19 protein-coding genes and 1 pseudogene are annotated in these 21,017 nt (G+C 40.7%); 11 read left to right on the forward strand and 9 right to left on the reverse strand.

Features of this window, described 5'->3' with window-relative positions:
- Positions 1 to 203: 203 nt before the first annotated feature.
- Positions 204 to 632 carry a PIN domain-containing protein gene (locus tag RMY63_RS10600; RefSeq protein ID WP_322728660.1) on the reverse strand — a complete coding sequence of 143 codons (429 nt, stop codon included), beginning with the start codon at positions 630 to 632 and terminating at the stop codon, positions 204 to 206.
- Complete coding sequence (locus tag RMY63_RS10605; protein WP_322728661.1) at positions 622 to 837, reverse strand: hypothetical protein; 216 nt, start codon at positions 835 to 837, stop codon at positions 622 to 624. Before RMY63_RS10605 ends, RMY63_RS10600 begins: the two co-directional genes overlap by 11 nt.
- A 137-nt stretch (positions 838 to 974) precedes the next feature.
- Here RMY63_RS10605 and RMY63_RS10610 point away from each other — a divergent pair, with 137 nt between their 5' ends.
- The 5 genes from RMY63_RS10610 (at position 975) to RMY63_RS10630 (ending at position 7,316) form a co-directional block, all read left to right on the forward strand.
- The gene (locus tag RMY63_RS10610) at positions 975 to 1,160 is read left to right on the forward strand and encodes a hypothetical protein (RefSeq protein ID WP_322728662.1); all 186 of its coding nucleotides are present in this window, start codon (positions 975 to 977) and stop codon (positions 1,158 to 1,160) included.
- 371 nt (positions 1,161 to 1,531) lie between these two features.
- Positions 1,532 to 3,409, forward strand: coding sequence for an NAD(P)H-quinone oxidoreductase subunit F (locus RMY63_RS10615; protein ID WP_322728663.1), 1,878 nt, complete (start codon positions 1,532 to 1,534; stop codon positions 3,407 to 3,409).
- Between the two features lie 52 nt (positions 3,410 to 3,461).
- Positions 3,462 to 4,175: a carbonic anhydrase gene (locus RMY63_RS10620; RefSeq protein WP_322728664.1), complete on the forward strand. Its 714-nt coding sequence runs from the start codon at positions 3,462 to 3,464 to the stop codon at positions 4,173 to 4,175.
- A 234-nt stretch (positions 4,176 to 4,409) separates the two neighbouring features.
- A complete protein-coding gene (locus RMY63_RS10625; RefSeq protein WP_322728665.1) occupies positions 4,410 to 5,906 on the forward strand; it encodes an NADH-quinone oxidoreductase subunit M in 1,497 nt (498 codons plus the stop codon).
- Between the two features lie 102 nt (positions 5,907 to 6,008).
- Positions 6,009 to 7,316, forward strand: a complete 1,308-nt coding sequence (locus tag RMY63_RS10630) for a CO2 hydration protein (RefSeq protein ID WP_322728666.1) — start codon at positions 6,009 to 6,011, stop codon at positions 7,314 to 7,316.
- 93 nt (positions 7,317 to 7,409) lie between these two features.
- On the opposite strand, the gene RMY63_RS10635 is transcribed toward RMY63_RS10630, so the two are convergent.
- The 3 genes from RMY63_RS10635 to RMY63_RS10645 form a co-directional block, all read right to left on the reverse strand.
- The gene (locus tag RMY63_RS10635) at positions 7,410 to 8,627 is read right to left on the reverse strand and encodes a glutathione S-transferase family protein (RefSeq protein ID WP_322728667.1); all 1,218 of its coding nucleotides are present in this window, start codon (positions 8,625 to 8,627) and stop codon (positions 7,410 to 7,412) included.
- Positions 8,628 to 9,006: 379 nt separating this feature from the next.
- Positions 9,007 to 10,227: a chromate efflux transporter gene (gene chrA / locus RMY63_RS10640; protein ID WP_322728668.1), complete on the reverse strand. Its 1,221-nt coding sequence runs from the start codon at positions 10,225 to 10,227 to the stop codon at positions 9,007 to 9,009.
- Between the two features lie 58 nt (positions 10,228 to 10,285).
- Positions 10,286 to 10,540, reverse strand: coding sequence for a hypothetical protein (locus RMY63_RS10645; RefSeq protein ID WP_322728669.1), 255 nt, complete (start codon positions 10,538 to 10,540; stop codon positions 10,286 to 10,288).
- Between the two features lie 120 nt (positions 10,541 to 10,660).
- Here RMY63_RS10645 and RMY63_RS10650 point away from each other — a divergent pair, with 120 nt between their 5' ends.
- The 5 genes and pseudogenes from RMY63_RS10650 (at position 10,661) to RMY63_RS10670 (ending at position 14,354) form a co-directional block, all read left to right on the forward strand.
- Positions 10,661 to 10,840: a CoA-binding protein gene (locus RMY63_RS10650; RefSeq protein ID WP_322728670.1), complete on the forward strand. Its 180-nt coding sequence runs from the start codon at positions 10,661 to 10,663 to the stop codon at positions 10,838 to 10,840.
- A 212-nt stretch (positions 10,841 to 11,052) separates the two neighbouring features.
- Entirely contained in the window at positions 11,053 to 11,991 is a 939-nt protein-coding gene (locus RMY63_RS10655; protein ID WP_322728732.1) for a phosphoribulokinase, read from the forward strand.
- Between the two features lie 134 nt (positions 11,992 to 12,125).
- Positions 12,126 to 12,212: pseudogene (locus RMY63_RS10660) on the forward strand (phenylpyruvate tautomerase MIF-related protein); the annotation flags it as partial.
- A gap of 79 nt (positions 12,213 to 12,291) precedes the next feature.
- The gene (gene rlmN / locus RMY63_RS10665) at positions 12,292 to 13,383 is read left to right on the forward strand and encodes a 23S rRNA (adenine(2503)-C(2))-methyltransferase RlmN (RefSeq protein ID WP_322728671.1); all 1,092 of its coding nucleotides are present in this window, start codon (positions 12,292 to 12,294) and stop codon (positions 13,381 to 13,383) included.
- Between the two features lie 473 nt (positions 13,384 to 13,856).
- Complete coding sequence (locus RMY63_RS10670; protein WP_322728672.1) at positions 13,857 to 14,354, forward strand: hypothetical protein; 498 nt, start codon at positions 13,857 to 13,859, stop codon at positions 14,352 to 14,354.
- A 99-nt stretch (positions 14,355 to 14,453) separates the two neighbouring features.
- Here RMY63_RS10670 and RMY63_RS10675 read toward each other — a convergent pair whose 3' ends face one another.
- Together RMY63_RS10675 and uvrC are read right to left on the reverse strand one after the other, a co-directional pair.
- On the reverse strand, positions 14,454 to 14,633 hold the full coding sequence (locus RMY63_RS10675) for a replication restart DNA helicase PriA (protein ID WP_322728673.1): 180 nt from the start codon (positions 14,631 to 14,633) through the stop codon (positions 14,454 to 14,456).
- A gap of 639 nt (positions 14,634 to 15,272) precedes the next feature.
- The gene (gene uvrC, locus RMY63_RS10680) at positions 15,273 to 17,150 is read right to left on the reverse strand and encodes an excinuclease ABC subunit UvrC (protein ID WP_322728674.1); all 1,878 of its coding nucleotides are present in this window, start codon (positions 17,148 to 17,150) and stop codon (positions 15,273 to 15,275) included.
- 676 nt (positions 17,151 to 17,826) lie between these two features.
- Here uvrC and RMY63_RS10685 point away from each other — a divergent pair.
- A complete protein-coding gene (locus RMY63_RS10685) occupies positions 17,827 to 18,006 on the forward strand; it encodes a hypothetical protein (RefSeq protein ID WP_322728675.1) in 180 nt (59 codons plus the stop codon).
- Positions 18,007 to 18,027: 21 nt separating this feature from the next.
- Here RMY63_RS10685 and RMY63_RS10690 read toward each other — a convergent pair whose 3' ends face one another.
- Positions 18,028 to 18,450 carry a response regulator gene (locus RMY63_RS10690; RefSeq protein WP_322728676.1) on the reverse strand — a complete coding sequence of 141 codons (423 nt, stop codon included), beginning with the start codon at positions 18,448 to 18,450 and terminating at the stop codon, positions 18,028 to 18,030.
- Positions 18,451 to 19,221: 771 nt separating this feature from the next.
- A complete protein-coding gene (locus RMY63_RS10695) occupies positions 19,222 to 20,892 on the reverse strand; it encodes an NF038130 family PEP-CTERM protein (protein WP_322728677.1) in 1,671 nt (556 codons plus the stop codon).
- Between the last annotated feature and the right edge of the window lie 125 nt (positions 20,893 to 21,017).

Here is a 21,017-nt window from a genome sequence, read left to right on the forward strand (position 1 = left end):
GGCTAACGCCAAGGGAGAAGACTGCGACCCCCTCACCGATGCAGCGTCTATGCATGGTAAGCTTCCGTGGCTTCTTGGGGACTTGCGTTCACTTCAGTTTTGCAATTTAATTCCTACTCAAAATTCTATAACAGTTTACAAGTGCGAATTTTAGCGATCGCGTCTTAATTCTTAAGAGTGCTGTTCAGTCCCTAATATCCAAACTAGGGAACTAGCTGAAAGCCCATACCTACATGGGTGAAGTGAGCATCTTCGGTGAGGATCGTTGTAATACCAAATTCTTGCATGACAACCATTGAGGTCAGATCAGTAAAAGAAATTAGAGGTTTATCGATAAACTTAGAACGGAATGCCTCAGTTAGGGAAAAGCGTTCTTCAGTAATGCGAATTAAATAAAAGTTATTGGCTGAAAAGGCCGACAGCAGCACTTTCATGGATTGGTCTGCTAGAAGTGCTGGGAGTCGTCGAAAAAAGAAAGTAATCGTCTCGTCAAGGACATAATCTGTTGTATAAATTTGTCCATTTTGAGCGCTCGCATATTGATAAGCTTCTATGGCTTCTTGGTGATAACGTTCACTTTTGTCATGGAGCGTGAGCCAGCCCCATATATCAATAAAAAGCTTATCCACCATAAAATTCGTCGTCTAAGTTGGTAGCTAGAGAACCGTGAGATACTGCACCAATGAAATCTGCAAGGGGATCGCTGCTTTGGTTGGCTAGGTTGGATGCTGGTGATTTTTGGGTACCTGCAAGTTGTTGAACATACTGCAAAACGTCTTTTAGATGTTGCTCTGGCAGTTGTTCAATAGCGTCAAAGATAGCTTGTTTCGTTGTCATGGCAATAGCTCAATGTCGCTTTCAGATTATTAATATTTTATGTGCTAAACTGCGGTTCGCTCACGCCCAGAAACTATAGCCGAGTCTATTATGTGGATATAGGCACTGCACAATAAATTGCATTACAGGAAATACTAATGGAACGTTCAAAAATAATTGCTATTCTTACAGGTGCGATTTCGGTCATTTTAGCGATCGCCTACCTCATCCTAGTCCAACTCTTGGACTACCGGGACATGAAACCCGCCCCCATTAGTCAACTTGTCTCGCCACCTGTCATTACTATCTCTCACTGGCAGGTTGACAAAATTACCAAAATATAAACTACAGTTAGTCGATTTATCGAGACGCAATCAATAGCGTCTCTTGTCATTTATATCAATTGAAAAAACTAATGATAACTATTGATTCATCTCTTACTCAATACATAGATAAGAATAAATACTTATTATTCCTTGCTTGAATAGTCCACTATATATATAAGAAATAATTAGAGTTGTTATCTCAAATTTATTTAACAAAGTAATTCCTTTTTGCTTGATATAACGGTAAGCTATTTCTAACAAAATTAAGCAAATATAAATTTGCCTTATCTCATAGGCGTAGTCTGTCGTAGACATCGCTGGGTTAACAGGGATCAACGCCAGTTGATTTAAAACTCATAATTTTTGATGACAATTAGAGAGGTGAGTTGATGGCTCAGTTTCTACTTGAGACTGTTTGGCTAGTTCCGTGCTATGCCTTAATAGGTGGCTTGTTAGCCGTGCCTTGGTCGCCAGGGATCATTCGGAAAACGGGGCCAAGACCGGCGGGTTATGTAAACTTGGTAATGACATTTTTGGCGTTTGTGCATAGTGCGATCGCCTTACAAGCAACTTGGAATTATCCAGCCCAAGCAGTATTTATTCCTTGGTTATCTACCGCTGGTTTAGACCTGACTATTGCTTTGGATATATCCTCAGTCACTGTCAGCGCTTTGGTTGTGATTACTGGCTTGAATTTGCTGGCGCAGATTTATGCGATCGGCTACATGGAAATGGATTGGGGTTGGGGACGCTTTTATTCTTTGTTGGGATTATTTGAAGCCGGATTATGTGCCCTTGCTTTGTGTAATAACTTGTTTTTCAGCTATGTAATTTTGGAAGTTCTAACGTTAGGAACCTACCTACTAGTTGGCTTATGGTTTAGTCAGCCATTGGTAGTTTCAGGTGCAAGAGACGCTTTCTTAACCAAACGGGTGGGAGACTTATTCTTGCTAATCGGCGTGTTGGCATTATGGCCTTTAGCTGGAACTTGGAATTATACAGAATTAGCTGAATGGGCGGCTACTGCGAACGTCAACCCGACAACTATGGCACTGGTAAGTTTAGCTTTAATTGCTGGGCCGATGGGTAAATGCGCCCAATTTCCCCTGCATTTATGGTTAGATGAAGCGATGGAGGGCCCTGTTCCTAGTACGATTTTGCGGAACTCGGTAGTAGTAGCTAGTGGTGCATGGGTGCTGATTAAATTGCAACCTGTGTTAACCATCTCGCCCATAGCTTCCTCGGCGATGGTTGCGATTGGTGCGGTGACAGCCGTTGGTGCTTCTTTAATTGCGATCGCTCAAATCGATATGAAACGCTGTCAATCCTATTCTGTCAGCGCATACATGGGTTTAGTATTCATCGCTGTGGGAGTGCAACAAGACGAAGCAGCACTCTTGTTAGTCCTTACCCACGCCATATCCGCAGCACTATTAGTTATGAGTACTGGCGGAATTATCTGGAATAGCATCACCCAAGACGTAACCCAACTTGGCGGACTGTGGAAACGCCGCCCAATTTCTGGAATCGCCTTTATCGTCGGCAGTTTGGGGTTAATTGGTTTTCCACCATTGGGTAGCTTTTGGGCACTGATGGAATTAGCAGATGGATTATGGGAAACCCAACCTTGGTTAGTGGGAGTAATAATCGCGGTAAATGCTTTGACAGCCGTGAGTTTAATGAGAGAATTCGCTTTACTTTTTGGTGGTAAACCTAGACAAATGACCGAGCGATCGCCTGAAACTCACTGGCCGATGATTCTGCCAATGATGATTTTACTTGGTTTTAGTCTCAATCTTCCTTTCATCTTGCAAAACTTATCACTTTTACCAGATTGGGCAAGCCTAAATAAAGATGTCGCACTACTTTTAAATTGGTCGAGTATTTTCGGTTGCGGTATCACGGGTCTAATTTATTTCAGCAATATTCCTAAACCGATTCGTTTGCCTTGGAAAGGTCTACAAGACTTAATCGCATACGATTTTTACACCCCCAACATCTATCGGATGACGATTATTTTCGCCGTTGCTCAAATTTCTCAACTTGCCGATATGATTGACCGCTTTGTAGTCGATGGCATTGTGAATTTTGTCGGTTTATTTTCCCTATTGGGTAGCGAAGGATTGAAATACAGTACTTCTGGACAAACCCAGTTTTATGCCTTCACCGTCCTTTTAGGAGTGAGTCTTTTAGGAATGTGGGTAACTTGGCCATTTTGGGGAGTACAGTTTTTAAATTTAATTTTTCAAATTTCGACACTTGGGTAGCAGTAGCTATCTGACTATAAAGTTAACAGTTTAATATTGTGAGGATAATTCCATGAGCAGACAACATCCGCAGATCAATCTTTCCAGAAGAAGTTTATTCAAGTTTGGTGCAGGTGCGATCGGTACAGGTGTATTGACAGCTGGGCTTGGTTCAAACTTACTTGCAGCCGAAAACCCCCCAGCGGAAGATGATATTACTCCCGATAAAGCATTGCAAGAATTATTAAAGGGTAATGAAAGATTTGTCAAAGCAAAACGTCGCAATCCTCACCAAACCCATTCACGTTTAGTCGAAGTTGCTAAAGGACAAAAGCCCTTTGCTTCGATTCTAGGCTGTGCAGATTCACGAGTGCCTTCAGAGATTGTTTTTGACCAAGGACTTGGAGATTTATTTGTTTGCCGCGTAGCTGGTAATATAGCCACACCAGAAGAAATTGGTAGCCTAGAATTTGGCAGCTTAGTATTAGGTACCAAAGTCATCATGGTAGTCGGACATGAAAGATGTGGTGCAGTACAAGCGGCGATTAAAGGTGATCCAGTACCTGGACAAATTGGAAGTTTGCTGGAAGCAATTAAACCAAGTGTAGAAGGCTCAAAAGATCAATCAGGAGATAAGTTAGAAAATGCTTGTAAAGCAAATATTTTGGCACAAATTAAAAAATTGAAATCATCGTCAGTTTTATCTGAGTTAATCAAAGCAGAAAAGCTGAAAATAGTCGGCAGTTATTACGATTTAGATACTGGCAAAATCAGTCTAGTAGGTTAGATCTTTTGTCATTAGTCATTGGTCATTAGTCATTAGTCACTGGTCATTAGTACTCATACAAATGACAAACGACAAGTGACAAAGGACAAAAGACAAAGGACGAAGACGTAAGTTGGGTTGAGGAACAAAACCCAACATTATTGAGACTTTGTTAGGTTACGCCATCGCTCAACCCAACGGACTATTCTCTTAACCCAAGGACAAAGGACAAAGGACAAAGGACAAAGGACAAAAATGTTAAGTGTTTTGATTTGGCTTCCAATTTTCACTGCTATTTTTATAGCAATATTACCTGTAAATATTCCTAATTATCGCATTCGTTTAATAGCATTAATCTTTTCGGGAGTAGTTCTCTTCTGGAACCTGTTTATCCTACTAAAATTTGATATCAGCAATCCAGGAATGCAATTTCAAGAGTATTTGCCTTGGAATGAAACCCTCGGTTTAAACTATCAATTAGGTGTTGATGGGCTTTCTATCTTGATGTTGGTGTTAAATAGCCTGCTCACGTGGATTGCTATTTACAGCAGTAGTAAAGAAACTGAACGTCCCCGGCTATTCTACTCCATGATTTTGTTAGTTAGTGGAGGAGTTGCAGGTGCTTTCTTAGCAGAAAATTTGCTGCTATTCTTCCTATTCTACGAACTAGAATTAATCCCCTTCTACTTACTAATTTCCATTTGGGGAGGGGCAAAACGGGGTTATGCTGGGATTAAATTCCTGATTTATACTGCTGTTTCGGGAGCATTAATTCTGGCGACATTCTTGGGTATGGTGTGGCTGAGTGGTTCTACCAATTTTGCTTTTGATGCAGTCTCAACAGAAAATCTGTCAACAACAAAGCAAATCCTTTTACTAGCAGGAATAGTGTTAGGTTTTGGCATTAAAATTCCCTTAGTTCCCTTCCATACTTGGCTACCCGATGCTTATGTTGAGGCTTCAGCACCAATTGCTATTCTTCTCGGTGGCGTGTTAGCAAAGCTAGGAACTTATGGACTGCTGCGATTTGGGTTGGGTATGTTTCCCCATGCTTGGAGTATTATTGCACCGACTTTAGCAATTTGGGGAGCAATCAGCGCTATTTATGGGGCGGTAATTGCGATCGCTCAAAAAGATATCAAGCGCATGGTAGCATACAGTTCCGTTGGCCACATGGGCTATATCTTGCTGGCTGGTGCCGCCAGTACTCCTTTAGCACTCGTGGGTGCAGTCGCCCAAATGTTTAGTCACGGCATCATCCTGGCGATTCTCTTCCACTTGGTAGGAGTTGTAGAAGCCAAAGTCGGTACACGCGAGTTAGATAAACTCAATGGTTTAATGAGTCCCATCCGCGGTTTACCCTTAATTAGCGCTTTACTAGTTTTAAGTGGAATGGCTAGTGCAGGTATTCCCGGCTTAACAGGATTCATCGCCGAATTTATCGTCTTTCAAGGTAGTTTCTCTATCTTTCCCATTCCGACAATTTTGTGTGTAGTCGCTAGTGGATTAACCGCAGTTTATTTTCTCATCCTCCTTAACCGCACCTGTTTTGGCAGACTGGATAACTTCGCCTACTATCCCAAAGTCCTTTGGTCTGAGAAAATACCAGCTTTAATTTTGGCAGCTTTTATCATCTTTTTAGGAGTACAACCCACTTGGTTAGTACGTTGGAGTGAATCCACAACTACAACAATGGTGGCTGCAATTCCCTCGTTGGAAAAAACTGTCATCTCTGAAGTGGTAAATAATTAAGAGTTTTTAAACGCAGAGGAACGCAAAGTTTAACGCAAAGTAGCGCAGAGTTTTTGAATTCTATTCGCTAGAAGTTTATGCAATTGAGTAAATATCATTACCATGACAGCAATTAAAACAGCAATTAAATTACCTCCTTCCAAACATGAATTTCCTGAAGTAATTCACCGCTTAGAAGCAGGTGGTGCAATGTTACCTGATACTCCAGAAAATTTGATGCAAATCATCGGTTTATATAAAGCTTATGCTGTGCCGATGGATTTTTACTGGCGTGACCTACTTTATATTGCCGAACGCGAATTTTTAAACCCGTTACCGTTGTTTAAATACTTCTTACCCAAAGAGTATTTAGAACTGCATAATCATTACGCTGGCGATGATGCCGATTTACGAATTTGGCGCGGTGAAGCTACTGCACATCCAGAACTTTTGGCATTTATCGAGAAGGGTGAAACTTTTAAAATGCCGAAGTTGTTGCATCACTTGTTGCACGATCGTATTAACATGGAATTTGCGGAAGCATGTATGCGGGCGATGTTGTGGCACAGAGGTATGGGTGGACAATTTGACCCTTACCTAGATTCAGAAGAATACAAAGCCAACGCTGACCGGGCAATTAAAGCTTACTTCCAAGGCAACCCGGTAATGCTGGGAATGTACAAGTTGTTCCCAGATATGTTTTTGGAACAGTGCCGCCAGATGTCATACTACGCCAACCTGGGCTTATTCTGGGAAATCATGGCCCCAGTATTCTTTGAAATGTCCGATCGCTATGACGAAGGTACCATTAGCAGTGTCCCAGAGGCGATGAGCTTCTTAGTTAATGGTATATTTGCGATCGCAGGTCGTCCCATTTACCATCACGTTTATATTCGTGGTGAATGCTACGAAATCATTCCCAAATCTAAGGGTTTCATGTGGCTATATGAAGCTGCATTACCTTATGTAGAAGCAGTTTTCTACCGCACTGCACCCTTCCGAGGAACAAAATCTTATAATGCTCAAGCGCGTCAAGTACCGGAAGACCAGAAAGACTTTCACTATGGTATTCTTTACGCTGATGTATTTCCAGTGGGTACTGCTGGTATTCCCCCGACATTATTAATGCAAGATATGTTGCATTTTTTGCCACCATATCTTGTTGATTATTACAGCCAACATTGCCGGGGTGAAGAAGATATGTTGATTCAGTTAGGAGTGAGTTTTCAACGCTCAATGTACTGTGTCACTTCTGCGGTAATTCAAGCTTTGCGAACTGCACTTTTATATCCTTTAGATGACCAAAATCCCAAGCATTTACAAGCCAATCGAGATTTCTTTGAAATGCAGCTAAATCGCTTTACCCGTAATGACTACAATATTCGTGATGCTGCTCGTTTAAAAAGCATTCAAAGTCAAGATTATCGATAAGATATCTCCATCTAAAACCTTTATAGAGACGTAGTAGTGTTACGTCTCTAAATTTTTTTGTAGCAGATGCTTAATGATCTGGAAATGCGATCGCTAATAAAGAGATGCCAACACTTTATCTGCTGCTGCTCGGAATGCAGTTGCAGCACCAGCGCTCATATCCCGTGGCGCACAGATGCGATTTCTCACATAGGCGAGTGCGATCGCACCAACCGCGGCCGGAGTCGGATCGGCATTGTCTTTACCACCGACGCGTCCCCACGGTAATGCTGCACCATTGCCATTGATCAGATGGTCAGCCAGTAATCTCAGGTGAAAATCAACTGCTTCTTTAACGGCTGTTGTGTCGCCATTGACTGCTAATGCTTGCACCCCGGAGTTTTTCAGAATATCTCCTAAAGCAACTTCTCGGTTATCAGTCAACCTTTCAGCCGCTTCTGCCCGAAATTGGATTTCTTGGCTAATAGACAGGTCAGGGGGCAAAGGATTGCCAATTGGGGTCACGCCCCATCGACGACGCAAAAGTAAATTGTTGGTGGTATCATCCGATTTGACGCGGTGATAGGCGGGACGCTGTTTGAGCGCTTCAAACCAAGCGTTGATCCGAGGATACCGAGGATTTCCCTTGAGTTGATATCCCCGATAAACGGGTAAGTTAGCCGCTAATCTGTCTAAATGGGGACTATAGGTAATATCTACCACACTAAATGTTGACAAAAAGTAGGGCCCAGGATACTTTCCGAGAAGTTGCTCTAGTTCGTCTAATTTCGCTTCAAAAGCTGCTTGTAAGCTTGCTAATTCATGCGGATCTTCCGGGGCTTGTCTGAGAAATTTGTAGGCGATATCTCTCACACCATTAGTTTCAGCATCCTCAAGCCAGTGTCTCGCAACAGCATTTTCCTCTGGATCTTCAGGAAGCAAGGTTGACCCAAATTTTTCTTCTAAGGCTAACAGAATATCTTTGGATTCATAAACTAACTTGTCCTCAATTTTGGCCGCCGGGACAAGAGTTGTGGGAACTAAATCGATATACCATTTAGGCTTGTTAGTCAAATCGATAAACTCCGTTGCAAAAGGAATTTCTTTTTCTTCCAGAGCAAACCAAACCCGTTCGCAAAATGGACACCAAGAGTTGGTATCGCGGTAGAGCAGTACTGGCGGTTCTGTATCTGGTGGCAGTTTATGGAGACTGCTAGGGATGGGAGCGGTAGAAGGAGATTGCCCTGGTCTACGCACCCGTCGAGCCTGGGTATTTTTTTGAGCAATTTCTAACAGTTGTTCCCAATTAGATACTGTGTCTTGAATTGACATATTTCACCTTAATTTAGGTTAACTTTTTTTCACAAATGAGTCAGTGGTTAGAAGTTATATCATTGACTATTAAGTTTGTTATATCTTGAAGATGCTAATTTAGACGGTCGAATAGAGATATAAAAATTGGCATAAAAAACTTATCGGTCACCGTTTATAAGTTCAATCCAAAGTATGCATAGATGTGTGCTACAATACAAAGCAGCAACCTTTTTCTAGATAGCAGACTTCAAGCTATAGACTAGTATGTTTACAGCTTTTAAATAGATAACAATCTAAGCTTTTGAATTTTAATTATAAGCTACGATAAATTCGTAGACTTACCGGAGTTAATGGTGATTATCACATGAAAATAGTTTGAAAGCAAGATTTTGCAATTTCATCGAGTGTAGCCTAAGAGTGAAGCAACCCATCCAATGAAGGCGCTACCAAAGACTAGCCATGCAGCATTGAGACGAAAGTGAATAGCTAAAATGGCTGAGACGATCGCGATCGCCAAGCCGAGAAAATCTACAAATGGGTGTTGTGGTAATATTAAAGTCCCTACCCCCAACTGCAAAGTAGTAACAACCATTAGCGCTACAGCACTAACATTCACAGCATCCAAAAATGCTCTAGTCCAAGAAGAGGCCCGTAAGCGTGGAATTAGGGGATTCAGGGCAGCAACGAAAATAAAAGAAGGTAGAAAAATTCCGATTGTGGCAACAATTGCGCCCGGTATACCAGCAATGACATAACCGATAAACGTAGCAGTCGAAAGTACTGGCCCAGGAGTAAATTGACCAATTGCGATCGCATCTAATAACTGCTGTTGTGTCAGCCAGCCGTATTCTTGAACTAATCCCCCTTGCAGAAAAGCTACCAAAAGATAGCCACCACCAAATAAGACACTACCGACTTTCAGAAAAAACCAACCCAATTGCCATAAAGAAACATTGGCTACAGTAGATGCAGTAGCTACCGATGCCGCAAGTACAGCTGATGCTTTCAAAGTCGCACCTGTGCTGAGACTAGCAATCAGAAAGTTGGCTTTATCTCCTGGCTTGTCGTTTTTCTCGCCAGAATGTAACCAAACCATCCCCAGCAATCCCCCAATTAATAGGGCAATTACTTCATTTAATTTGAATAACAATGTTAGCAATGCCACAGCGAAAGCAATCACTAGTAATTGGCGAGTTTTCACAGCTTTTTTTGCCAAGCCCCACAGAGCATTGATGATGATTGCTAAAACAGCTGGTTTAATGCCATAAAGTAAAGGAGCAATTTGAGGTAGAGTACCGTAGGCAACATAAACCCAAGCAAACCCACCAGTAATTAGAACCGCAGGTAAGACAAAACAAACGCCTGACACAATCAGCCCCAGCCATCCTGCATAAATGTATCCTATATGGATAGCCATTTCTGTAGAATTTGGCCCAGGAATTAGGTTAGTAGCGCCCAGCAAATCTAGAAAATGCTCTCTTGTTAACCACTGACGCCGCTTAACCACTTCATCTTCAATCATGGCAATATGGGCAACCGGGCCCCCAAAACCGATAACGCCCAGTTTAAAAAACAGGTTGGCGAGTTCACCCAAACGACTTGGGGTTGAGTTAGTCATTTTTGCTTGGCAATATACTTTTCAAGTAGGAATTGCTTGAGGTGGGGTTGTTCTAAATTTAAACCAAGCTCTTGAGCTTTCTGACTAATTTCACTCTAGCAATTTGTAGGGAATTATAAAAAATCTCTTTTGCTTGATAACATCTTGCAAAGTTAATCAATTCCCCGGTCAGTTCGTTTTCTGGTAGTCTGCCGGTTTCCACGCCGGTTAAGACGTACTGCCACAGGCTGATCCGGCATAGGGATGAACCACTAGCTTTCTCAACCAAACCATCCCCCGACTGTTCTAAGACAGTACCCATACCCAAACGCATTTTGAAAGTGTCGCGGCTGCGGTTGCGTTTAATTCGTTTGGTATCGCCGGCTTCCTCAACAAGGAATCTGGGTTTATCCTCCGCGATGATGAATACTGATTCTCTGGGGATTCTGAGTACTTGCCAGAAATTGTAGATGAAGCAATTTCCATCACTGCTAAAACTGTATGGACACAACTGGGTATCTGGCATCAACCATCAGCACAAAAAGCTATAGATGCAGGACTCAGTGTGGTTATGGATGCTTGTATCAAAATTGAATATCTGCGGCTGAGAGTAGGTTCAACAGAAAATGTCTAGTTTTTATGCGTACAGATAACTATAACAATCATCTAAATTGTAATTATTATGCAAAAAGCGTAGTTTACCGCCGTAGGCATCGCACAAACATTCTATATGTAGAGATATTGCATACCAAGCCTTTACTTGAGTTACTTACCTAAACCCTTCTAGAATAAAAACTATATGTAGGTAATTTTATTACTAAACTTACTTTTATTCTGGGAGGTATGATGAGCCGTCCAATAATTCTTGGTATTGTCGGCGACAGCGCTGCTGGGAAAACAACACTAACGCGGGGAATTGCTCAGGCACTCGGCCCAGAAAATGTCACAATCATCTGTACAGATGATTATCACCGTTACGATCGCCAACAACGTGCAGAAATTGGCATCACTGCCCTCCACCCCGACTGCAACCACTTGGATATTATGCAGCAACATCTGTCGCTGCTACGCACAGGACAGCCCATTCTCAAGCCAGTTTATAGCCATAAAACCGGTACATTCGAGCCACCGCAGTATATCAAGCCCAGTAAATTCGTGATTATTGAAGGATTACTCGGTTATTCTACTCGTGCTGCCCGTGATTCTTATGATGTAAAAGTATACCTTGCGCCCCCGGAACAAGTACGTGCTAAATGGAAAGTCAAGCGAGATACGCAAAAGCGTGGCTACACATCTGAAGAGGTGCTAGCAGAACTAGAAAAGCGCGAACCAGACTCAGCACAGTTTATCCGTCCGCAGCGGCAATGGTCTGATATAGTAATTAGTTTCTATCCACCCACTGATGAAGATGATGAAACTAATGGACACCTGAATGTCCGACTGGTACTGCGTCCGACAATTCCGCATCCAGATTTCACTGCAATTACCAACTCTAGCTATGGTAATTCTGACTCAGCCATCCGCCTGGGGCTAGACAGAGATATGAGTAAGCCGGTAGATGTTTTAGAAGTTGATGGTCATGCCACCTTAGAACAGGTGAATAAGCTAGAGCATATTATCTGTTCTGATATGCCCCATTTACGAAATATTTGCGATCGCGAAAGTAATCCAGAACTGGGTAAAATTGCTGGTACAACTGGAGAAACACTGCAAAGTTATCCTCTGGCTTTGACTCAGTTGATCATTACCTACCACATGCTCAAAGCAACGCAAATTCATCAGTAATTAGCAAAAATCAAGGGGTTTAAAGAGTTGGCGATCGCGTGTAGTTTTGGGCTGTTGAATTATGCAATGCCTACGGCGATAAACTAGGCATTTTGCTTACTTAAACTTCAGATACACAGCAGATTAACTAAACTCTAGGCGTATCGAAAAATCGCATTTACATAGAGTTTGCAGATGCTAAGGGTGCAATGTGGGGCTGGAATGGCACAACTTTTGGTTAATTCCTCGTCTTCTTTGGTCAAGACTAACTCGATTTAGCAGGTGTAGGATAGAGATCCAACATCAACTCGTGATTTTTTTATGTCTGCTACGCCTTTTGTATCTCAGGTTGACTTCAACTCAGAAAAATCAGAATTAATCCCTCCCCTTCTAGGTGCTTCTCTGGCGGAGTTAAGCACTTGGGTGCAGCAACAAGGACAACCTGCTTACAGAGGAAAGCAACTGCATGAATGGATCTACGACAAGGGGGTGCGATCGCTTGCTGATATTTCTGTCTTCTCCAAGCAATGGCGCAAAGAAGTAGCAGAAATCCCCATTGGGCGCTCAATTTTACATTACCGCTCTGAGGCTCCCGATGGTACGGTGAAATATCTTTTACGATTAACAGACGGGCAGATTATTGAAACTGTAGGCATCCCCACCTTCGCAGAAAGGGGAGAAGGCCCAAAAACCCGTCTGACAGTTTGCGTTTCTACTCAGGTAGGTTGCCCAATGGCTTGTGATTTCTGCGCTACTGGTAAGGGAGGCTACAAACGCAACCTAGCACGACACGAAATTATCGATCAGGTGTTGACTGTGCAAGAAGATTTTCAGCAACGGGTTAGTAATGTGGTATTTATGGGACTGGGTGAACCGTTGTTGAATACTGAGAATGTCCTAGCAGCCCTGAAATCCCTGAATCAAGATGTCGGTATTGGGCAGCGATCGCTTACAGTTTCTACAGTGGGGATTCGCGATCGCATTCGTCAGTTCGCGCAAAATAATTTGCAAATCACTCTGGCTGTTAGTCTCCACGCCCCCAACCAAGCACTACGAGAAAAACTCGTCCCCAGCGCCCGCGCCTATCCTCTAGAAGATTTACTGGCTGAATGTCGGGAATATGTGAAAATCACTGGACGCCGGGTTACTTTTGAATATATTCTCCTCGCTGGTGTTAACGATTTACCAGAACACGCATTGGAACTTTCAAAATGCTTACGAGGATTCCAAAGTCATGTGAATTTGATTCCCTACAACCCCATCCAAGAAGTAGACTACAAACGCCCCAACCGCGATCGCATTCAAGCTTTTGTCAACGTCCTTAAGCAACAAAATACTGCTGTGAGTGTGCGTTATTCCCGTGGTTTAGAAGCTGATGCTGCTTGCGGACAATTGAGAGCAAGTAAAAATTAAACTTGTTGTCGTCAATTTTATGAATGAATATGAAACCGCAGATAAACACAGATATGTCTTCAGATACATCTCTGTTTATCTATGGCGTAAAACCGCTTGAGATCCCTTTGTTAACTTACCCATTGCAGGTAGATTTACGGTAATCCGGCAAACCATGTAAAAAATTTAAATGTATAATTTAATTTAGATGAATATCTAAGAAGGGACAGTTTTATGAAAAATCAAGAGAATGCACTGGATATAACCTTGATTTAGAAAGCTATTCTCAATGCACTAATATTTAGAAACCTCACCAACTGAAGAATGTTGGCGTAGTCAGCCGTAAATATGGCGTCAGCCCATAACAGTAAATAAAACATTAGCTTTAGTTAACTATTCCAAGCCCCTGTATTTATGTCTAAGGAAATTCTGTTGACATTTTAAGGGTTTAGCGATCGCTCAACCCAACTTATAACAATTGAGGAAATAATTGTATGTTGAATCACTTATCGTTGGTTAAAGAAGTATGGCTACCATTGATTGTGCTTGCCAATGCTTTATCGATTAATTCTCCTGCATTTGCACAAATAATTCAGACGAATCCCCAACAAATAATTCAGACAAATCCTCAACAAATAATTCGGACAAATCCCCAAACGCAAGATTTGCTTCAAGAAAGATTCAGACAACAACAAGAACAGCAAAATCAGCAAACACAAGAACGAATGAACGAAACATGGCTACGGCAAAATTTTCAACAACCACAACAACTACAGACAATACAACAGCAACAATTTACACGACAACGGCAAGAAATGTTCCGTCAGCAACAATTGAGGCTACAACAGGAAGAAACAAGATTACAACAGCAAGACTTTTCACGACAGCAACAACTGAGAATACAACAGCAACAACTCAGACAAGATCAACAAATTAGACAACAGCAACAATTAAGGTTACAAGAACAGATACGACAGCAACAACTCAGATAACAGAACAATAATCTGTAAAGTCTTTAAAATTTATGACAATCAACTTTATTATTAGAAATTAGAGAAAACATTCTCTAATTTTTTTTTAATTTTTATTATCTAGCGCTGTGCATAAATTCCTGGTGCATAAGCCTCAATGACTTTGCCAGTGCGAGTGCAACTAATCATCAAGTAGTCACAACTAGAGCATTGTGTCCGAGTCAATTGACTATCAGTAATATAATAACGTTCTGCTTGGCAGCCGCAATTTGGGCAGTAAATTTTTTGTACTGTCTGCATTTTAAAACCCCTGGTTGTAACTATTTTTTATTTGAGAAAACTGCCAGTTAAAGTAGCAATAATTTTGGTTTGGACCAACTTAACAAACGACTTTAATATTGGCTAATTATTTTAAACAAAATTTCAGATTTGAAAAAGTTTTCGATCTCTTTCTATATTATCCTATAATTTAAGTGATTTTACCCTCCTACTTTAGGTACATAAATTGTTTTTTAATTAAATGACGCTTAGAGATTTACTGATCCCTATAACGAATGCCTTGAGAAAGCTTGATTTATGGTCATTTTAGACCAATACAAAAAAAGCCGTTCTTGTATTCAAAAATGAAAACCAATAAATTACTGTATCTTTAGTAACAAAATCTTTATCTTAAGATTTAGTTAATATTTGCTAGCAAGATTTAGAGGTTAAATTATCTCACAATAATTTAACCTCTAAATTACCATAGTTACGAGATACCGTAAATTTACGGTATTTACACATCTTAAATTCTCGCAGAAAACCCTAACGAAATCCTCTGTGAGAGTGGAACTAATACTTTGCCAAGCTAGTTTTAAGGGTGTGTAGTAAGGACTTTAGCTCTTACTACAAACTTGTTTATTCATACATAAATTGAAATTTTACAGACTACTAATCTCCTCAAGCAGGATGAAAATAATCGTAAATTTCTTGAGCCAAACGCGGCCCAATTCCTGCTACTTCAGCGAGTTGCGTGGTTGTCGCTTGCCGAATATAGTCAACTGAGCGAAAATGCCCTAGTAGCTGCTTTTGTCGATGATGTCCTAAGCCAGGAATTTCATCTAAACGCGATCGCTTCAATTTATCACTGCGCTGCTGACGATGGAAACTCACTGCAAACCGATGCGCTTCATCCCGCAGCCGCCGCAACAACTGTACCCCCGGTTGTTCTGCATCAGTTGTTAAGGGTTTAGATTCTCCTGGTAAAAAAATCTCTTCTCGCTGCTTTGCTAAACTTACAACTCGCAAGTCTTCTAATAAATTCATCTCTTGCAAAACGGCAACAACCGATGATAACTGACCTTTACCACCATCGATCATGATTAAATCAGGCCAGTCAGGATTACCCAAACGTGTTAATTGCTGATCTTCCGCATATTTACGGAACCGCCGTTGGATGACTTCAGCAAGACTAGCAAAATCATCTGAGTGTCCTGCTGTCACCGTAGGATTTTTAATTTTGTAGTGGCGATAATGCTGTTTTGCGGGTAATCCGTCGATAAACACGACTTGCGAAGCTACAGCATTTGACCCTTGAATATGGGAAATGTCATAACCTTCAATGCGGTGGGGTACATCTGGTAAATCGAGAATGGTGGCTAAATCTTGCATTGCTTGGTGATTGCGATCGCCAAATTTCTGCATTCTTTGCAATTCATACTGAGCATTTCGCTCTACCATCTCAATTAATTCTGCCTTAGTTTGGCGCAAAGGAGTCAATATTGTCACTTTTTTGCCTTTACGTTGAGTTAAGACATCCGCCAATATCTCGCCATCTGGTAAATCATGCTGTACCAAAATCTCTATTGGTATTTCTACGGAATCAGCAGTTTGGTAATGTTCCTCTAAAGCTCGTTGTAAAATAGCTCCTGGTTCGGCGTGAGCATCCGCCACAAAGGCTAAACGTCCTACCAATTGCCCAGCGCGAATCTGGAATAGTTGAATGCAGGCGTGCTGTTCGTCGGCTGCCAGTGCGATCGCATCCCGCGAAACTGTATCATCTGGTAAGGAAACTTTTTGGTCAGCTGTCAGCGACTTTAACCCAGAAATTTGATCTCGAATCCGCGCCGCTGACTCAAAATTCAAGTTCTCAGCGGCTGCGTTCATCTGTTGGGTTAAAATATCAATTAGTTCCTGAGTTCGACCTTGAAAGACCATCGCTATTTTTTGCACAATTTTGCGATATTCTTCTGGTGAAATCATCTGTTGACACACACCCGGACAACGCCCTAAATCAAAATTCAAGCAAGGACGGTCTTTAAAAAGTGGTTGAGGTCGTTGTCGCTGTGGGAAGATGCGCTTGCAGATGCGGACAATTTCTCGCAATAAACCAGCATCAGTATAAGGCCCATAAAATTTATCCTTTTCCTTACCGAATTGGCGCTTACGAGTAATAAAAATTCGCGGATAATCTTCTGACCAGGTAATGCAGAGATAGGGATATTTTTTATCATCTTTGAGCAGCACGTTAAAGTATGGTTGGTGCTGCTTGATCAAATTGGCTTCTAACGCTAAAGCTTCGGCTTCAGTATCAGTGACGATGAATTCAATTTCTGTCACCAACTTGACCATTGTGGCGATACGTTCACTTTTGTTGTAGCCATCCCGGAAATAGGAACGGACACGCGATCGCAACTTACGTGATTTACCTATATATATAATGCGATCGCTCCCGTCCCGCATGAAATAAACCCCCGGTTCCGGTGGAATTTCGGCTAGACGGTTTTCTAGTCGTTCTGGCTCTTTAACCAGTGGTAATATTTGAGTAGATATTGTCACAACCAAAATTAGGTAATCTTTATCTATTCTAAGAAAAATTATTTTTTCGTGCCGATTTAACAAATTATTTATCAAGTAAATATAAAGTAACCGTTATGAGTGGTACACACCAGAACCGATGAAAAAGGAACTGGGGGAGTATAATAACTCCTAACTCAGCACTGGCTCAACCTTAGCTATCCGCTAACAGCACTCTCAAATCATGAGGCTTTTAGTCTGCACAAAGACAAGTCTCCTGTAGATACTTCTTTAGCGGTGGGTCGGCTTTTAAGCTAGAGGCTTACCAACAAACTTACTGCAAGCATCACATTACAACTTTTGGGCAGACGAGAATTTGTCTAGCTACGACCTTAGTCATTGGCTGCTACTGTCAGAATAAAAACTTGACTTTTGAAACCTATAATTAGCATTTTTAAATTGATAACACTTTATTTTTTGAAACTTTATATTTTAGATTAGATAATAATATTTCTCTAGGGACTTATATTCTTTATTAATAAGCAATGTATAAGTATATTGCTTGTATAAACATGAGACAAAATCTTAATTTACTGACACTATTTATGTTTATTTATTGAATTTATAACATTAAGCGAATTAACGGATTTAGTCAGTTAAATTTACGATTATGATTGAGAATATAGTTATTATGATGATTTCAGACGAGAGCTAAACTATGAATTTACAAGATTTTGAAGTCCAGTATCGTGAGGCTATGGCTGAAACTCTCAATGAACTGCAAACAGCAGTTTTATTATTAGCGCAAGTACAACAGAAAATTTTAACAATTGGCAGTTCTGTACAAACTCTTAGTGAGCGCGTTGAAGAGTTTATTGCTGACCAAAAAGCGGAATAAATACACACCTAGCAAAAAATATTATCTGTGGCTATAAGTAAACTGTTCTTCAATTGCAAGGATGAGATCCTTGAGCTTTAAAGGTTTGACAAAATATCTACGTGCGCCTAAACTCAGAGCTAGTTCTTGATCTGCTTTAAAAGCAAAGGCTGAAACCACAATGATCGGTATTTTTGACAAATCAGGTTTTTGCTGGACTTGTTTTAAGAGTGAATAACCGTCAATATCTGGCAATTTCAAGTCTAATAACATTAAATCTGGCTCAAATTTCTCTATGGTTGAGAAAAAAGCAGAGCCTTCTGACAAACTTTGCACTTCATACCCACAGTAACTTAGATAGTCACTAAGTAACATCCGATTGAGGTAATGGTCTTCAACTAGTAAAATTCGTCTAACTTTGTGTGACTGCAATGGCTGGTCTATATTGAGTGATTGTACTGTCATTGCTACTTATTATCTGATTATCTTAATTAAAAGCCAACAATTATTACCATAAACTAAAACAGTAGTGCATTTAAACTGTGAAAAAAATAGAAATTTGACTTATGTAATCTAATCAAAAATATGAATAAATTAAATTTAGCTACACTACAATACTAAAATAATAGTATCATTAAATATAATTAAATCAAAAATTAAGTTTTTTTTACGAATTTTTTATAATTTAGAATATTCAGTTAACATCTGCTTTTACAAATTTAACTACCTAAAATTTATAAGTAAAACTACTTAAGTAATACTGAAACTAATATTATGGTAATTGTCCTTCCTAAATATGTGAGTGTAAGTAATACCATTGTACGAAATCCATATTAAAACAAATCAAGTTGGTAGAGGCATACAGATGTAATGCCATTTCACTTTAAGGTTGATACAAATAGGCAGTAGGGGGCAAGGGGAAAAAGTTAGAGACAAATCATTTGTATCAAGCATTTCGTGAAATCGTATAAACTTTTGCAACCGATTTATTTGTAGCAAGTGTTTTTAGAAATAGTATAACCTAGAAGATTAAACCAATTCGCAATTCGCAATTCGCAATTCGCAATTACGTGTTGTAACAGGGATTTAGACCCCGCCACAATACTTGCGGCTTGATAGAAGCCGGGGATTTAAACCCCTACACTTTGTTAAATTTCTTATAGCTGCAAGGAATTATTCATCAAAAAAGGGAGCTGTTAGCTCCCTTACTTATTTTTTGGAATGGAAACCGGAGTTTCAACCAGAGACTTTTTTTAACTTACGTTGTGTAACAAAGATACCAGCAACACCTAAAATACCAAATACTACTGAGGGTTCTGGTACTGTGTGAGGGACATACTTAGGTGTTCTCCAAGTATAAATCGCACTGTAAGATACACCATCATCAGAAGCAGTAATACCGGATGCAGTGGGGTTAAAGCTATAGGCATAGTAAGTTTGACCACCAGTAACTACCTTAGCAATTTCACTAGCTGCGATTTCACCTTCGTAGGCGTTTAATGCAACTTGCAGCGTCAGTACATCTTTAAATGATGTGAGTTGAGAAATTTGACCCGGTAGTTGATTTTTGAGAGTATTCAGTTGAGAGATTTGACCTGGCAGTGTCACATTTTTGACAATATTCAAGTCATTAATTTGACCCGTCAGTTGAGTTTTAGTGGTGTTCAGTTGAGAGATTTGACTCGTCAGTTGAGTTTTGCTGGTATTTAGTACAGTGATTTGACCGGTAAGTTGAGTTTTGCTGGTATTTAGTACAGTGATTTGACCCGTAAGTTGAGTTTTGGTGGTATTTAGTGGAGTGATTTGATTCGTCAGTTGAATTTTGGTGGTATTTAGTACAGTAATTTGACTCGTCAGTGTTTGCCTTTTTACTAAATTGGCTGGAGTGTTAGGAGTTGTATCCAGTTGTTTTTGCAGTGATGCAATTTGTGCAACAGTTGTGTCCAGTTGTGTTTGCAGTGGTGCAATTTGTGCAACAGTTGTGTTCAGTTGTGTTTGCAGTGGTGCAATTTGTCCGGGAATTGCGTCCAGTTGTGTTTGCAGTGGTGCAATTTGTCCGGGAATTGCATCCAGTTTTGTTTGCAGTGGTGCAATTTGTCCGGGAATTGCATCCAGTTTTGTTTGCAGTGGTGCAATTTGTCCGGGAATTGCATCCAGTTTTGTTTGCAGTGGTGCAATTTGTCCGGGAATTGCATCCAGTTTTGTTTGCAGTGGTGCAATTTGTCCGGGAATTGCGTTCAGTTGTATTTGTAGCTGTGGAATTAAACTTTCAACTTGTGAAAGGGTTGGTGAAGTTGTTTGTTGAGGAAACTGTGATTTAATTGCATTCCACTTTTCATCAACCTTAGCAGAAATAGTTGTTGCAAGTTTAGTCTTTACATCCAAGTGACCAACCAACTTCAGTTCCACACCGCCATTCTGACCGAATTGGAAACCACCAATGTTAGGATCTCCCATTCCCAAGGAAGGGAAATAACTAGTTACTAGTGATTTGCTCTCAGCTGAAAACCCGTCCCATACTGGTTGAAATGGTGTGTAGCTACTCAATAAATCGCCTAACCATTGCGAACCAAAATTCTTCCAGTCATCAGCAGTGACACTGCTAACGGTGGCTTTGTAGGTTCCTTTTGTAGCGGTGAAGCCAACGTTAGAATCTGGGGTTTCGCTACTATACCAAAGCTCGACGTTAGAACTGGGGTCGCGATCTGTCAAAGCTTTGATGGCAGCTTTAGTACCATCTTGTGCATTCCCTTTAATGAAAGTACCATTTGAGCCACCAGTGTAAGTGTTAATTTCTTCTGTACTATTAAAGTCAAAGGATGTAGCGTGTGCTGGGGCAGTGGCAAGAGCGCTCACACCAATGGCCATTGAGGCACCAATTACAAGTTTCTGAAAAGTCGTTTTCATTGTTTTCAAGTCTCTGTCAGTTTGGAAGTTAAGTTTTAAACTACTGTGGTTTTTAGGCTTGGGCTTTCTTGACCACAGGCTTTTTGGCAATACAGATGCTTACCTGTATTGTTAGCCGTCTTTGG

This window comes from Nostoc sp. ChiQUE01b, assembly GCF_034531255.1.
GTDB lineage: Bacteria > Cyanobacteriota > Cyanobacteriia > Cyanobacteriales > Nostocaceae > Nostoc.